General features: G+C 70.9%; 3 protein-coding genes. All 3 read left to right on the top strand.

Translation table 11 applies throughout. From position 1 onward, the window contains the following. Window positions 1-129 precede the first annotated feature (129 nt). The 3 genes from O3438_RS33950 (at window position 130) to O3438_RS33940 (ending at window position 17,252) form a co-directional block, all read left to right on the top strand. Window positions 130-414: a hypothetical protein gene (locus O3438_RS33950; RefSeq protein ID WP_269677936.1), complete on the top strand. Its 285-nt coding sequence runs from the start codon at window positions 130-132 to the stop codon at window positions 412-414. A gap of 8 nt (window positions 415-422) precedes the next feature. Further along, window positions 423-1,769 carry an NAD(P)/FAD-dependent oxidoreductase gene (locus tag O3438_RS33945; RefSeq protein WP_269677935.1) on the top strand — a complete coding sequence of 449 codons (1,347 nt, stop codon included), beginning with the start codon at window positions 423-425 and terminating at the stop codon, window positions 1,767-1,769. Window positions 1,770-1,955: 186 nt separating this feature from the next. Then, the gene (locus tag O3438_RS33940) at window positions 1,956-17,252 is read left to right on the top strand and encodes a type I polyketide synthase (RefSeq protein WP_269683535.1); all 15,297 of its coding nucleotides are present in this window, start codon (window positions 1,956-1,958) and stop codon (window positions 17,250-17,252) included.

The raw sequence follows: 17,252 nt of genomic DNA, 5'->3' as shown, positions 1-17,252 counted from the left end.
TGCCACCGCGACCGTCGCGTCCAGGCCGCACCTTCGACCACACGCGGCGGCCGTAGCCACCGCTGGGGACCAAGACCCCGATCATCCGGGCGAATCGCACAACATCGACCTCCTGGGAGGACCCAGCACATGACGCATGACGACATCTCGGCCCAACTCATGGCCTTCATCCGAGAACGGTTCCTGGACGGAGACCAGAAAGGCGAACTGCAGCAGAACACACCACTGCTGGAGTGGGGCGTGCTGAACTCGATGAACACCGCCGTCCTGCTGACGTTCATCCGTGAGGAATTGGGCGCCTCCGTACCCGCCAAGTACGTCAACGCAGAGCACTTCAAAGACGTACGCAGCATCACCGCAATGGTGGTTGACCTTGCGGCCACCCAACAGATGACCAACGTGGGAACGGAGTGAGTGAGCGCATGGAGCCCGAGTTTGACGTCGTGATCATCGGAGGTGGGCCGGCGGGATCCACCGCCGCCGCCTACCTGGCCAAAGCCGGCCTGTCGGTCGCTGTGTTCGAAGGTGAAACCTTTCCCCGCGAGCACGTCGGAGAGTCACTGGTGCCGGCAACGACACGGGTGATGCTGGAGACCGGTGCGATGGCGAAGGTCGACCAGGCGGGTTTCCCGCGCAAGTACGGGGCGGCCTGGACCTCCGCCGACACCCGCACCATCGTCGCCAACGACTTCACCAAGCTCGCGCACGATTTCGGCGCAGCGGAAATTCTGTTCAGCGAGCGTGACCAGCCCGGCGTCGACCGCGACTACACCTACCACGTCGACCGCGGCCGGTTCGACCAGATCCTGCTCGAGCACGCGGAAAGCCTGGGCGCCACAGTGCGGCAAGGCACCCGGGTACTCAACGCCGACTTCGACGACCCGGACGGTGTCACCGTCACTTGCCGCAACGGATCGGACGAGTTCACCACCACCGCGCGGATGCTGGTCGACGCGTCCGGCCGGCAGACCATGCTCGGCCGGCAGATGCGGTTGAAGGTCCCCGACCCGGTGTTCAACCAATACGCGATCCACAGCTGGTTCGAGAACCTGGACCGCAAAGCGCTCACCAGCAACCCCGAAAAGATCGACTACATTTACATCCACTTCCTGCCCATCAAGGACACCTGGGTGTGGCAGATCCCGATCACCGACACGATCACCAGCGTCGGTGTGGTGACGCAGAAGCACCGGTTCGCCTCCGCGAACACCGACCGGGACAAGTTCTTCTGGGACTTCGTATCTAGTCGACCGGAACTCGCCGACGCCCTCAAACAGTCCACCCAGGTGCGCCCGCTGAAGGTCGAAGGCGACTACAGCTACGCGATGCGGCAGATCTGCGGTGACCGGTTCGTGCTCATCGGTGACGCCGCCCGCTTCGTCGACCCGATCTTCTCCAGCGGCGTCAGTGTCGCACTCACCAGCGCCCGATTCGCCAGCCGGGACATCATCGCCGCGTTCGAGGCCGGACAATTTACCCGGGACCGTTTCACGGCCTACGAACAGAAACTGCGCAACGGTGTGCGCAACTGGTACGAGTTCATTTCCGTTTACTACCGGCTCAACATCCTGTTCACCTCGTTCGTCCAGGACCCGCGCTACCGCCTTGACGTCGTCCGACTGTTGCAGGGCGACCTGTACGACGAGTCGGAGCCCGAAGTGCTGCGTGTCATGCGCGAGACCGTGACCGCGGTAGAGAACGACCCCACCCATCTGTGGCACCCCTACCTCGGCACCCTGCGCGCACCCACCGCAGCGCCGGCGTTCTGACCCACCGCCCCGTTCTTCCGGTTCTCGGGCCTGGTGTCGGTCGGCACCGCCCCGCCGTGCACCAGGCCCGAGCCTCCACCCAAGGACACCACGAACCGTCCCGTCACCACCCCGGACCGATGGCGTGGGCCAACGACGTGAGGCGCACCCACCCCGACCGTGCCGACCCGCATCCGGAGGCATCACATGGCCGCCACCTCATCCGCGTTCACCGCCGAGCCCATCGCCGTGGTCGGTGTGGGATGCCGCTACCCGGGCGGTGTGCGCGATCTCGACGCCTTCGGAGCGCAGCTGGCCGCCGGCGCCATCACCGGCCCGGTGCCGCCGCAGCGCTGGGGCCCTGAATTCTGGGACCCCGCCCGCACCCGTGCCGGCACCACCGCCAGCCACGTCGGCGCGTTCATCGACGACATCGACCGGTTCGACCCCGCACACTTCGGGATCGCCCCCCGCGAGGCCGGTTCGCTGGACCCCCAGCAGCGGCTGGTACTGGAGGTCGCCTGGGAGGCTATGTGTGACAGCGGACGGACCCGCGAGCAGTGGGCGGCCACCCGCACGGGCGTGTTCGTCGGCATCCTGGCCAACGACTACGCCCTTCTGCACAGCAAGACACTCGGTATCGCCGGCATCGGCCCCGGATACGCCCCGGGCACCGAGTTCAGCTTCGCAGCCGGCCGGCTAGCACACGCCTTCGATCTGCGCGGCCCGGCCGCCGCAGTGGACACCGCCTGCTCCTCGTCGCTGTTCGCCGTCCACCTGGCCTGCCAAAACCTGCGTGCCGGGGAATGCGACACCGCACTGGCCGGTGGGGTCAACCTGATGCTGGCACCGGAGCTGAGCGTGTTCATGAGCCGGGTGGGGGCGATCTCCCCCACCGGGCGCTGCCGCCCGTTCCACGCCGACGCCGACGGGGTCATCCGCGGTGACGGCTGCGGATTCGTCATCCTCAAACGGTTGAGCGACGCGGTCGCAAACCAGGACCACGTCTACGGTGTCATCCGCGGCTGGGCGGTCAACCAGGACGGGCGCAGCCTCGGCGTGACCGCCCCCAATGCCATGGCCCAGGTCGACCTGCACCAGGCCGCGCTGGCGCACGCGGGGCTGACCGCCGACGACGTCGACTTCGTCGAGGCGCACGGGACCGGCACCCCACTGGGTGACCAGATGGAATTGCTCGCCCTGGGCGAGGCCTACCAGCCGCGCTCAGCGGACACCCGGCCGCTACTGATCGGCTCCAGCAAGGCCGTCTTCGGACACACCGACGCCGCCGCCGGCATCACCGGTCTGCTCAAGGCCTTGTGGATCGTCAACGCCGGGCACGTTCCCGGTCAACCGGACCTCGATCGGATCACCACCGCCGTGGACTGGTCCGGCTCGCGCATCGCCGTGCCCACCGCCGGCACCGACCTACCGGCGCTGAACCGTCCGGTACGGGCCGGGGTCAGCTCTTTCGGGCTCAGCGGCACGAACGTACATGTCATTGTCGAATCGCCGGTCGATGCACCGGCAACCACCGCCGAGCCACCCTCCGCCGGCCCGTACGTGCTGCTGGCTTCCGCGTCGAACAAGGCCGGAGTGCCGCAGCAGCTCGCCGCGCTGCGTGAGCAGGTCTCCACCACCGGCCGGCTCGGTGACCTGCTCGCCTCGGCAGCAACCCGGCGCAGCCACGACAGCCACCGCTACGCTGTGGTCGCCGCCGACCGCGAAAGCCTGACGGCCGCTCTCGACGATTGGGAGCAACACGGCTTCACCGGCACCAGCGAGGCGGCCGACGTGCCGGCACCGGTGCTCGTCTACTCCGGGCAGGGCGGCCAATGGCCGGCCATGGCCGCAGACCTCTACGACCAGGTGCCAGTGGTGCGCGACACGCTGCAGGAGTGTGACGCCCTGATCCGCACCCATGCCTCCTGGTCGCTGGTCGACGAACTGCGCCGCCTGCCCGACTCCCGGCTGGACCGCACCGACATCGCCCAACCGGCCATCTTCGCCGTGCAGGTGGCACTGACCCGCTGGCTGACCGAACGGGGCATCCGGCCCGCCGCGGTGCTGGGGCACAGCGTCGGGGAGGTCGCCGCCGCCCACACCGCCGGCTGCCTGAGCCTCGCCGATGCTGTTCGCCTCATCGTGCACCGCGGCCGGATCCTGCAGGAAACCGCCGGCGCCGGCCGGATGCTCGCCGTGCACGCCGACCCCGCCACCGTCCAGGCCATCCTTGACGACCTCGACGGCGGCGCGGTCATCGGCGCGGTGAACGGCCCCGCAACTGTCATGGTGTCCGGTGGCCACGCCGGCATCGACGCCGCTCAGACCGCCCTGACGACCGCCGGGCTGCGCTCCAAACTGCTTGGCCTGGACTACGCGTTCCACAGTCCGGTGGTGGCGTCGTGCGGGCCGCGACTAGGCCGGGCGCTCACCGATTTACAGCCGGCCGCGCCGTCACTTCGCCTGCTGTCCGCGGTCGACCCGGAGGCCGACAACCCGCACTTGAACGCTGCCTACTGGCAACGCAACCTTACCGACCCTGTCCAGCTGTGGCCGGCCGTCGACCGGCTCCTACGCCAAGACCGGTACTGCCTGGTGGAGGTGGGCCCGCACCCGGTGCTGTCCCGCCCTCTGGCCGAAGCCGTCACCCGCCACCAGCGGCGTGGACCCGTGCTGCACACACTGCGCCGTGACACTCCGGGCGAACGAGCACTGTTGCAGACCCTAGCCCAATTACACGTCGCCGGCCTCCAGGTCGACTGGGAGCAGGTCACCGGCAGACCCCGCCGCTACCACCGGCTGCCGGCACCGTCGTGGGGCGGGGACCGCTACTGGCTGCCCGGGGTGCAACCAGGCCAGCAGAGCGCAGCCGCCACGGTGGCCACGGCGCCGGCAGCAATCCGGCTCAGCATGCTCGACGCTGCTGGCGAGGTCATCGGCGAGATGCTGGCCGCCCCATCGGACCCAACACCGAAGTCGCCGACCGGCGCCACCGCCGACGGCATGCTCGCCCAGGTGACCGCGGCTACACCGACCCCCGCCGCCATCACAGCCGCCCCGGCCCCCGCTGCCATCACGGCCAACCCGACCAGCGCCACACCCGGCGCAGACCTGGCAGACCGGGTCGAAGCAGTGAGTCGCACGGTGCTCGGCCTAAGCCGCGACGACCGCCTGCCGCGCCGCCGCGGACTGTTCGAGCAGGGCATGGACTCACTGACCGCGGTGGAGCTGCGGACCCGGCTGGAGGCCGAATTCGGCCTGCCCCTGCCGGCCACCATCGTGTTCGAGCACCCCACCGTCGACGCACTCGCCGCTCATCTCATCGACGTCGGAGCCGCCACCGACCAGCCCGCCCACCCAGCAGCCGACCCACCGCCCGCGGCGCAGCAGCCGGCGGCCGACGATTCCACCATCACCGCTGACGGCACCGAGCACCCCGAGACCGACGCCGACGCCGACGCCGTGGCAGTCGTCGGCCTGGCCTGCCGGCTGCCGGGAGCCGACACCCCGCAGGAGTTCTGGGAACTGCTGCGTGCGGGCCGCGACGCGATCGGCGAACTGCCGGCAGCACGGCGCGCCGACCCCATCTGGGCCGAGGCGGACACGCAGGTACCCACCCGCGGCGGGTTCCTCGGTGACGTAGCCGGCTTCGACGCCGAGTTCTTCCGCATCTCCCCGCGTGAAGCCCGGTCACTGGACCCGCAACAACGGCTGATGCTCGAGGTCGCCTGGGAGGCACTCGAGGACGCCGGGCACCCCGCCGCCGGGTTGGCCGGCCGGCCGGTCGGGGTGTACCTGGGCTTAAACACCGCCGACTACCAGCAACTACTCACCCGTGACATGCAGCAGGTCGACCACTTCTACGGCACCGGCACCTCCTTCGCCGCCACCGCCGGACGCATCTCCTACGTCCTGGGGCTGCGCGGACCGAGCATCGCGGTCGACACGGCCTGCTCGGCGTCGCTGACCGCCCTGCACCTTGCGTGCCAAGGGCTGCGCAACGGTGACTGCGAGGTCGCCGTCGTCGGCGGCGCCAACGTCATCGTCGCTCCCACCGTGTCCGTGTCCATGTCGGCCGCCGCAGCGCTCGCCCCCGACGGGCGGTGCAAGACCTTCGACGACGCCGCCGACGGATACGGGCGCGGCGAAGGCGCGGTGGCGTTCATCCTCAAACCGCTACACGCCGCCAACCGCGACGGCGACCGCGTCTACGCAGTGGTGCGCGGCACCGCCATCAACCAGGACGGCGCCAGCGGCGGCATGACCGTTCCCAACGCCGCCGCCCAGGTCGCCGTCATCCGGCAAGCGCTCAGCCGGGCCGGGTGGGCGCCGCACGAGGTGGACTACGTCGAAGCCCACGGCACCGGCACCCCGCTCGGCGACCCGATCGAGGTACGCGCCCTGGCCGAAGCCCTCGGCCCGGGCCGCAAGCCCGACACACCACTACTGATCGGATCCGCCAAGGCCAACCTGGGCCACCTCGAGGCAGCCGCCGGCGTCGCCGGTCTCCTCAAGGCCATCCTCGCGCTACACCACGGCCAGATCCCGCCCCACCCCCTGAACCGGCCGTCCACCCGAATCGACTGGGACCACCTTCCCGTCACCATCGCGACCACCAGCCAGGGGTGGCCACACTCGGACAGGCCCGCACGGGCCGGCGTCAGCGCCTTCGGGTTCAGCGGCAGCAACGCCCACGTCCTGATCGAACAGGCGACCGCGTCCACCGCGCAGCCGCCGACACCAGCTCGCCCGGCACCGCCCTACGTATTGCCGATCACCGCCGCCACACCGCAGGCCCTGGCCCGCGCAGCCGAGCTGATGGCCGTCCGCCTGTCCACCAGCGGCGACGACCTGGACGACATCGTATACACCGCCGCGCACCGGCGGTCCTGGCTCGAGCACCGGCTCGCCGCCGTCGGCAACACCGCCGCCGACCTGGCCGGTGCCCTGCACCAGGCGGCCCGCGGCGAGCCGCCAGCACACGTACGCATCGGGCATACCCCGGACGGCCACGCCCGCACCGTCGCGTTCTGGTACGGGCCCGAGCTTCCCCCGCGCCAGACCCGGCAGCAGCTGGCCGCTGCACCGGACTACAGCCGGGCGCTGGCCACCTGCGCCACCGCCCTGGCAGCCTTGACCGCAAGCACGCCCGACCTGCACGCCGACCCGCCCATCGAACTGCACGCCGCCTACCTGTTCTGTCACCAGGTGGCCGCGACCATGCTGTGGGCAGCCGTCGGAGTCGCGCCTCACGGCGTCGTCGGGCACGGCGCCGGGCAGATGGCGGCCGCCTGGGCAGCCGGTCAGCTGGGCATAGACGACGCGTTGCGGATGCTGCTGCAGCCCGGCGCCGACGTCGCGCTGCACGACGCACGTATCCCGCTGCTGTGCGCCGACACCGCCGAGCCGGCCGCCACCACCGGCCAACTCACCGCCCGCGCCACCGCCCACCCGGCAGGCAGCACCGAAGGCTGCGCCCAACGGATCAGCGCAGCACATCTCGACACCGTCGTCGACGCCGGCTTCGGACCGGCACCACTACCTGTCGACGCCCAGTGCGAAGTACGCGCCGACGACCCGCTGTACCACCTCGCGCTGACCGCGGCCGAGCTGGTCGTCAACGGTGCAGTCGTCACCGGAGGCGGCCTACCCCGCCGGCCGGTCAGCCTGCCCGGCTACCCGTGGCAACGCCGCCACCACTGGTACCGCGCCACGGCAACGGAAACCGGCCGGCCGCTGCTGCCGTCGGTGATCACGGCGGCGACTGCGCAGGCAGTGCGGCGGCGCGCCGACCAGCTGCGGGCCTTCGTGGCCGACAACTCCAACGTGTCGGTCGCTGACATCGCCGGGGCCCTGGCCGGCGCGGTGGCGCCCCACCGGCATCGGGCGGTGTTGCTGGCCCGCGACCGCAACGACCTGCTCGACGCGCTGGCCGCACTGTCGCACGGCGAACCTCGCACCGATGTCGTGGTCGCCGCGGCCCACGGCAGCCCGCAACCGGTGCTGCTGTTTCCCGGGCAGGGCTCGCAATGGGACGGCATGGCGGCTGAGCTGCTCGACACCTCACCGGTGTTCGCCGAGCACATCCGCGCCTGCGAGCAAGCTCTGAACCCGCACGTGGACTGGTCCCTGAACGACGTGCTGCGCGCAGTGCCAGGCGCTGCGTCGCTGGACCGGGTGGACGTGGTGCAACCAGCCCTGTTCGCGATGATGACCTCGCTCGCCGCGACGTGGCAGGCCCACGGAGTCATCCCCGCAGCCGTTGTCGGACACAGCCAAGGCGAAATCGCCGCTGCCTACATCGCCGGCGGACTGTCGTTGACCGACGCCGCCACGATCGTCGCCCTGCGCAGCCGGGCGCTGCGGTCACTGTCAGGCCGCGGCGGCATGGCTTCGCTAGGGCTGGACCCGAACCAGGCCCGGCAGCGCCTGGAACCGTTCGGGCAGCGGCTGTCCGTCGCGGCCGTCAACGGACCCGAATCAGTCGTGGTGTGCGGCGACCCCGACGCGCTCGATGAGCTCGTCTCCACCGGTACCGCCGACGGCCTGCACGTGCGACGCATCGCGGTCGACTACGCCTCCCACAGCCACCACGTCGACGACATCCGCGACGAACTGCTCACCGCTCTCGCCGGTATCCGGCCCCGCACCGGCCAGATCCCGTTCTACTCCACGGTCACCGGCCGGCTGACCGATACCGCCGATCTGCAGGCGGAGTACTGGTTCGACAACCTGCGTCGCACGGTGCAGTTCGCCCAGGTCACGCGGACGCTCCTCGATTCCGGACATCGCGTGTTCATCGAGGCCAGTCCCCACCCGGTACTCACCGTCGGCGTAGAGCAAACCATCGACCACACCGGCTGCGACGCGGTGGCCCTCGGCACCCTGCGTCGCGGTGACGGCGGCCCCGACCGGTTCACCGCCGCCGCCGCTGCCGCGTACGCGCACGGCGTCGACCTGCGCTGGCCCAGCCTGCAGCAGACGCCGTCGAACACGACGATCGTGCTGCCTGCCGAAGCGGCCGACGCCGACCTGGACCATCCCTCGGCGGCCGAGACTGCATTCTGGCAGGCCGTCGACAGCCACGACCCGAACGCCGTCGCCGACACACTCGGCGTCGGTGACGGCGACACCCGTACCGCCGTCGACCGGCTCCTGCCGGCACTGACCACGTGGCGCCGCCGTCACCAGGCCCGCACCACTGCGGACGGTTGGCGTTACCGGATCAGCTGGACGCCCATCACGACCACCACAGCAGCGTCCGGGACGTGGCTGCTGATCCGCCCCACCGGCGCGGACGCCGACGCGTGGCACGACGCCGCTACCACTGCGCTGGCCGCCCAGCACAATCAGGTACGGCACCTGAGCGTGGATCCCGGCAGCCTCGACCGGGCGGCCCTGACCGAGCAGCTCATCCGCGGCATCGACGGTCTTCCCCACGTCGACGGAGTGCTGTCCTTCCTGGCGCTCGACGAGGCGTCGTACCCGGCACACCCCGACGTCACAACCGGCATCGCCGGCACCCTGGCGCTGGTGCAGGCCCTTGGGGACGCCGGCATCACCGCCCGGCTGTGGTGCGCCACCACCGAGACGGCCACCGTCACGGCCGGCGACCGCGTCGACCATCCGCTGCAGGCGCAGGTGTGGGGACTGGGCCGGGTCGCCGGGCTGGAACACCCGGACCGCTGGGGCGGCCTGATCGACCTGCCCGCCCAGGCCACCGACACCGACGCCGACACGATGTGCGCTGCGCTGGCCGCACCTGCAGGCGAAGACGAGCTCGCGGTACGAGCCGGTCGTCTGTTCGCCCGACGGCTGCAGCGTGCCGCTCTGGCCGGCATCACACCACCGCGGTCCTGGACGCCGAGCGACACCGTCATGATCACCGGCGGAACCGGCGGCGTCGGCGCCCACCTAGCCAGGTGGATGGCCACGTTCGCCCCCATCCACCTGGTACTGACTAGCCGCAGCGGAGAACAGGCCCCCGGAGCCGGTGCCCTGCGCGACGAGTTGACCGCGCTCGGCGCCCGGGTCACCATCGCCGCCTGCGACGTCACTGACCGCGCCGCTCTGGCTGCCCTGCTCGACCGCGTCCAAGCCGACGGCACCGCCGTCCGCACCGTGGTGCACGCCGCCGGAGTCGGCGACTTCGGCCCACTGCACGCCGCCACACCGGCCGACCTGGCGCGTGTCCTGGCCGCCAAGACAGCTGGCGCCGCCCACCTCGACGCACTGTGCGGCGACAGCGTAGACACCTTCGTGCTCATCTCCTCCATCGCCGGTGTGTGGGGAAGCGCCGAGCACGGCGCCTACGCAGCCGGCAACGCCTACCTGGACGCCATGGCCGAGCACCGCCGCGCCCGTGGCCTGCCGGCAACCTCGGTGGCATGGGGCGCCTGGCAGGGAGGCGGGATGACCCAGGGCGAAGGCGTCGAGCGGCTGCGCCGCCACGGCGTACTGCAGATGTCCCCGCAGCAGGCAACCGCGGCGCTGCACCAGGTGCTCGATCACGACGAGACGACAGTCGTCATCACCGACATGCAGTGGGACCGATTCGCCCCGGCCTTCACTCTGCACCGACAGCGGCGGCTGCTCGACGACCTGCCCGACGTGCAGCGACTGTCCGCGCCCGACCACAGCGCCGATCACGCCGGTTCAGCCGACACCGCACTGGCGCGGCGCCTGGCTGAGCTCGACGCATCCGACCAGCATCGGATACTCGTGGATCTGGTCCGTACTCACGCCGCCGACGTACTCGGCCACCCCGACGCCGAGACGCTGCCGCCGGACAGAGCGTTCCGCGATCTGGGTTCGGACTCGGTCACCGCTGTCGAGCTGCGCAACCGGCTCAATCAGGTCACCGGCCTGCGGCTACCGGCCACTCTTACCTTCGACCATCCCACCTCTACCGCCGTCGCCAGCCTGCTGCGCTCCGAACTCGTCGGGTCACCTGTCACCGGCGCGGCGTCGGCCACCGACCCGGCAGATCCGACCGGTGACCCGGCCGACGACCCGATCGTGATCGTGGGCATGGCCTGCCGGCTTCCTGGTGGCGTCGACTCCCCGGAGTCGCTGTGGGAGCTCCTGACCACCGGTGGGGATGCCATCACCGCCTTCCCCACCGACCGAGGCTGGGACCTCGACACCCTCTACGACCCCAACCCCGACACCCCCGGCACCTCCTACACCCGGCAAGGCGGCTTCCTGCACGACGTCGCCGACTTCGACGCCAGCCTGTTCGGCATCTCCCCCCGCGAAGCCCTCGCCATGGACCCCCAGCAGCGGCTGCTGCTGGAAACCTCCTGGGAACTGTTCGAACGAGCCGGCCTCGACCCCCTGTCGCTGCGCGGCAGCAACACCGGCGTGTTCGTCGGCGCGGTATCCGCCGACTACGCCACCGGCATGCAACAGGTTCCGCAGGCCGTGGAAGGCTATGCGGTGACGGGTAGCGCGGCCAGCGTCGTGTCCGGCCGCTTGGCCTACACCTACGGCCTGGAAGGACCGGCGGTCACCGTCGACACCGCCTGCTCCTCCTCACTGGTCGCCATGCACCTGGCCGCCCAGGCCCTACGACACGGCGAATGCACCCTCGCACTGGCCGGCGGCGTGTCAGTGATGTCAAGCCCGAAAGCGTTCGTGGAATTTTCCCGGCAACGTGGCCTGGCCGCGGACGGGCGGTGCAAACCTTTCGCCGCCGCCGCGGACGGGTTCGGTCCCGCCGAAGGCGTCGCCGTCCTGCTGCTGGAACGGCTGTCCGACGCCCACCGCAACGGCCATCAGGTCGTCGCCGTGCTGCGCGGGTCGGCGATCAACCAGGACGGCGCCAGCAACGGCTTGACCGCCCCCAACGGCCCGTCGCAACAGCGGGTGATCGCCGCCGCCCTGACCCGCGCCGGCCTGGCGCCCGACCAGGTCGACGTGGTGGAAGCGCACGGCACCGGGACCACGCTGGGCGACCCGATCGAAGCGCAGGCCCTGCTAGCCGGCTACGGACAGAACCGCCCGGCGGACCGGCCTCTGTGGCTGGGTTCGGTCAAGTCGAACATCGGCCACACCCAGGCCGCAGCGGGCGCCGCAGGCGTGATCAAAACCATCCTGGCGATGCAGCACCGGACGATGCCCCAGACCCTGCACGTCGACGAGCCGTCCCCGCACGTGGACTGGACCGCCGGCGCGGTCCGGCTCCTGACCGAGCACCGCTCGTGGGACGCGGCGGGAGGACTGCGCCGCGCCGGCGTGTCCTCCTTCGGCATCAGCGGCACCAACGCCCACCTCATCCTCGAAGAACCCCCGGCCGCCCCGCCCACGCCGGACATCGCGGCCGACGACCAGAAACCCACCGACCGGCCCACAGAAAAAGGGCCGACCTTGCCGGTGTCGGCCTGGGTGGTCACCGCACGCACGGAGACGGCGCTGCGGGCACAAGCCGCCCGGCTGGCCGACTTCACCGCGGCACGGCCGGAGCTGGACACGGCGGGCGTAGGACTGTCGACGGTCACCACACGGGCCCACCTAGAGCACCGCGCGGTCGTCATCGCCGACCACCGCGACCAGCTGCAGACCGCCCTGCACCGGTTCGCCGCCGACGGCGACAGTCCCGACGTGGTGTACCGGACGGCACGCCCGGACGCCCGGCTGGCCGTCATGTTTCCCGGCCAGGGCGCGCAATGGGCCGGCATGGGCGCGGGGCTCTATCAGGCATCCAGGCTGTTTGCTGCCACGATCGACGAGATCTGCGCCCACCTGGACCCCCAGCTGGATCAGCCTTTGCGGCATGTGCTGTTCGCCGGTGACACCTCCCCGGACGTCGGCCTGCTAGATCAGACGCTGTACACCCAGACCGGGTTGTTCGCCGTCGAGGTGGCCACGTTCCGGCTGCTGCAGCAGCACGGCGTGCGCCCGGACTTCCTGCTCGGCCACTCGATCGGTGAGCTTGCAGCCGCACACGTGGCTGGGATGCTGTCACTACCGGACGCGTGTGCCCTCGTAGCGGCTCGCGCACAACTGATGCAGCAGCTGCCGCCAGGTGGGGCGATGGTGTCCCTGCAGGCCAACGAGGACGAGGTGACGGCGTTGCTGGCCGGGCTCGAGCAGCGGGTGTCCATCGCGGCGGTCAACGGGCCCGCCGCGACCGTGATCGCCGGCGACGAAGACGCCGTCCAACAGGCCGCTGAGGCCTGGCAGCAGCGCGGCGGCAAGGCCCGCCGGCTACGGGTGAGCCACGCGTTCCACTCGCCGCGCATCGATCCGATGCTGCAGCAGTTCCGGCGGGTCGCCGACCAGCTGTCGTTCAACGCGCCGCAGATACCCATTGTCTCCAACGTGACGGGCCGGCCGATCACCGCCGAGCAGGTCCGCAATCCCGGCTACTGGGTGCAGCATGCCCGCACCGCGGTGCGCTTCGCCGACGGTGTGAGCTGGCTGGCCGGACAAGGGGTAACGGCGTTCCTCGAGGCGGGCCCCGGCGGGGTGCTGTCCGGCATGGTCCAGGACAGCCTGCCCCAGTCCGGCGCAGGTCAGGTAACCGTGCCGACGTTGCGTCGCAACCGGGCCGAGCCACACACCACCGCCGCGGCCCTGGCGCACCTGTTCACGCACGGTGTGCCCGTCGACCTCACCCCGCTCTACGCCAGCGCGCAGTCGGTGACGTTACCGACTTACGCCTTTACCCGGGAACGGTTCTGGCTCGAACCGCTCGCGACCGGCGGCGACCCGAGCGGGGTCGGCCAGGGCGCCGTGGACCATCCGCTCATCGGAGCAGCCGTGAGCCTCGCCGACGAGGGAGTGGTGCTCACCGGCCGGCTGTCGCTGCACACCCAACCGTGGCTGGCCGATCACACGGTCTCCGGGATGGTGCTGCTGCCCGGAACCGCGTTTGTGGAACTCGCCGTCCGCGCCGGCGACGAGGTGGGCTGCGACCAGATCGAGGAGCTCACCCTGCACAGCCCGCTGCCGCTGCCAGAGCGGGGCGGTATCGCCTTGCAGGTACGAATCGGCGCCGCCGACGACGCCGGCCGCCGGCCGTTGACGATGTCCTCGCGCCCTGAGCACGACACCGACGGCCGGCAGTGGACCACACACGCCTCCGGCACCATCACCACTGGCCGACCCGAGCCGGCCGACCTGACCGCCTGGCCACCGCCAGGCGCGAGCGCGGTGAACATCGACGGGTACTACGAAAGCGCGGAGCACGCCGGCTACGACTACGGGCCCACGTTCCGGGGCCTACGCGCCGCCTGGCGACGCGGCGACGAAGTGTTCGCGCAGGTCGCTCTGCCGGAGCACGCCCGCGCCGAGGCGGCCCGGTTCGGGCTGCACCCCGCCCTGCTCGACGCCGCCACCCACGTGCTGGGACTGGGCGACTTCTTCGACACCGACACCCTGCGTCTGCCCTTCGCGTGGAACGCGGTGAGCCTGCACGCCGCCGGCGCCACCGAGCTGCGGGTGCGGCTGTCGCCGGCCGGCTCGGACACCGTCACCGTCGACGTCGCCGACAGCACCGGCCGGCCGGTGCTGCACGCCGACGCACTGGTGATGCGCCCGGTGTCAGTCGAGCAGCTGCACCGGGCACGCAACGCCCAACCCGGGACGCTCCTGCACCTGGACTGGATCGAGGCCGCTCCCCAGCGGCAGACGGCGCCGCGCCGGTGGGTCGTGCTCGGCGCCGACCCGCTGGGCATCGCCGGCATCTCGTACGGAAAACCCCCCGCCGAGGCGTACCTCGACTTGAAGCGTCTGCGCGACGCCGTCGACGGCGGCCAACCAGCCCCGGACATGCTCGTGGTCACCACCGCCGCGCTCGGCGACGGCAGCGGCGAGCAACCGCCGGCCCGTGTGCGGCAGGTGCTGACGCTGCTGCAGGACTATCTCGCCGACCCGCGGTTGGCCTCGACTCGTCTGGTATTGGCGACCCGCAATGCAGTGTCCACCAGCGGCAGCGACGCACCCAGCATGGCCGACGCCGGGGTATGGGGCCTGGTCCGCTCCGCGCAATCGGAACACCCTGACCGGGTGCTGCTGGTGGACTTCGACGGTCACGACATCTCGACGCGAGCGTTGCCCAAGGCAGTGGATTGCGGCGAACCGCAGGTGGCAGTGCGGCACGGCAGGATTCTGGCGCCCCGGCTGAACCCCAGGGGCACCGAGGAGCTGACCCCGCCGACCGACCTGCCGTGGCGGCTGACCGCCCAGGGCGACACCGTCGACGCCGTCACAGCAGTGCCCTGCCCAATGGTGGATGAGCCGTTGCAGGCCGGCCAGGTCCGGATTGCGGTACGCGCTGCCGGTGTGAACTTTCGCGACGCCCTGATCGCGTTGAACCTCTACCCCGGCGAGAGCATCCTGGGCAGTGAAGGCAGCGGCATCGTGGTCCAGACAGGACCGGGAGTCACCGTCTTCTCCCCCGGTGACGCGGTGATGGGGCTGATCCCGCACGCGTTCGGGCCACTCGCCGTCACCGACCACCGGCTTCTCGTGCCGGTCCCGCCGCACTGGTCGTTCGAGCAGGCCGCATCCGTGCCGGTGGCCTTCCTGACCGCTTTCTACGGCCTGTTCGACCTCGGTCAGCTCAAATCTGGTCAGTCAGTGCTGGTCCATGCCGCTGCCGGGGGCGTCGGCATGGCAGCCGTCCAACTGGCCCAGATGGCCGGCGCTGTCGTGTTCGGCACGGCCAGCGAACCTAAATGGGACACGCTGCGCTCGCTTGGGCTCGATGACGGACACATCGCTTCTTCCCGCACCACGGACTTCGCGCAGAAATTCGTGGACACAACCGACGGCCGTGGGGTGGACGTGGTGCTCAACTCCCTCGCTGGCCCGTTCGTCGACGCTTCCGCGCGGCTGCTCGTGCGCGGCGGCCAGTTCATCGAGATGGGCAAGACCGACCTACGAGATCCGCAGCAGCTCGCCAGCGACCACGCCGGTGTCACCTACCAGACGTTCGACCTGACCCAGGCGACCCCGGAGCGCATCGGGCAGATGCTCGCCGAAATCGTCGACCTGATCGAGCACGACCGGCTGCGGCCCCTGCCGGTCACCAACTGGGATATTCGGCAGGCCCGGCAGGCGTTCCGGCACATCAGCCAAGCGCGGCACACCGGCAAGATGGTGCTGACGGTGCCGGCTCAGCTCGACCGCGACGGCACCGTGCTGGTGACCGGCGGGACCGGGACGTTGGGCGCTCTGGTGGCCCGGCGGCTGGTCACCCACCACGGAGTACGGCACCTCGTACTGGCCAGCCGGCGCGGCATGGCAGCCGACGGGGCCGACACCTTGCTCGCTGAGCTGTCCGGTCTCGGCGCTCAGGTCAGCATCACCGCGTGTGACATCGCCGACCGCGACGCCGCCACCCGGCTGCTGAACGCCATCCCGGCAGAGCATCCGCTGACCGCAGTGGTGCACACCGCGGGGGTCCTGGCCGACGCCACCATCGCCTCGCTCACCGACCGGCACGTGCAAACCGTGTGGGCGCCTAAAGCAGCCGGCGCCCACAACCTGCACGAACTCACGGCGACGATGCCGCTCGCCGCGTTCGTAATGTTCTCCTCGGCGGCGGGCGTGCTCGGTAGCCCTGGACAGGGCAACTACGCCGCGGCCAACACCTTCCTGGACGCGCTGGCCACCCACCGCCGGGCCCACGGCCTGCCCGCGACCTCCATCGCCTGGGGACTATGGGCGCCGTCGAGCGCCATGACCGAGCACCTGGGCACCGGTGACCACGCGCGGATGAGCCGGTCCAGGCTTATCGGCCTAACCGCGGAGCAGGGCCTGCAGCTGTTCGACACCGCCTTGGCCCAGGCACCGGCCACCGTCGTGGCGGCCCACCTGGACACCACGACCCAGCGCCCAGACACCGGCACGGTGCCGGCCGTGCTGCGCGCTCTCGTACGCCTCCCAGCACGGCCGGCGGCGACCACAGCCACGGACGTCGGCAACCTCACCCGGCGGCTGTCCGCCGCCGCCGGACCCGAGCAGCGACGGATCCTGCTCGATCTCGTCCGGGTCAACGCCGCCGCAGTGCTGGGCCACGCCAACCCCGCCGGGATCGACGCCGAGCGCGGTTTCCTCGAGCTCGGCTTGGACTCGCTGACCGCGGTGGAACTGCGCAACCGGCTCACCTCGGTGACCGGCCTACGGCTGCCGGCAACGCTGGTGTTCGACTACCCGACACCAGCCGCCCTGGCCGACTACCTGCACGCCGAACTGGTCGCGCCCACCACCAGCGCCGGCAACGCCGCCGCCAACGGCAACGGCAACGGCAGCACCGGACACGGCGTGATAGACGCGGCAGAGGCGCAGATCCGCCAGAGCATCGCGTCCATCCCGCTGGCCCGGTTCCGTCAGGCCGGTCTGCTCGACGTACTGCTCCAACTTGCCGACCACAGCCAGCCGGACACCGAACCTGGCCGGGACGGCGATGTCATCGACGCGATGGACGTGGCCGAGCTGGTCTCTATGGCGCACGCCGACAACGGCCGCAACGACGAAGGGAACCCGCGATGA

It is taken from the genome of Micromonospora sp. WMMC250 (assembly GCF_027460215.1).
Taxonomy (GTDB): domain Bacteria; phylum Actinomycetota; class Actinomycetes; order Mycobacteriales; family Micromonosporaceae; genus Micromonospora; species Micromonospora taraxaci.
Note: the sequence above shows the minus strand (reverse complement) of the source record. Positions and strands in the feature narration are given on the sequence as shown.

What these genes read in the sequence shown, in the direction of transcription:
- O3438_RS33950 (WP_269677936.1), top strand. Translation starts at nt 130, where the DNA reads ATGACGCATGACGACATCTCGGCCCAACTCATGGCCTTCATCCGAGAA.
- O3438_RS33940 (WP_269683535.1), top strand. Translation starts at nt 1,956, where the DNA reads ATGGCCGCCACCTCATCCGCGTTCACCGCCGAGCCCATCGCCGTGGTC.
- O3438_RS33945 (WP_269677935.1), top strand. Translation starts at nt 423, where the DNA reads ATGGAGCCCGAGTTTGACGTCGTGATCATCGGAGGTGGGCCGGCGGGA.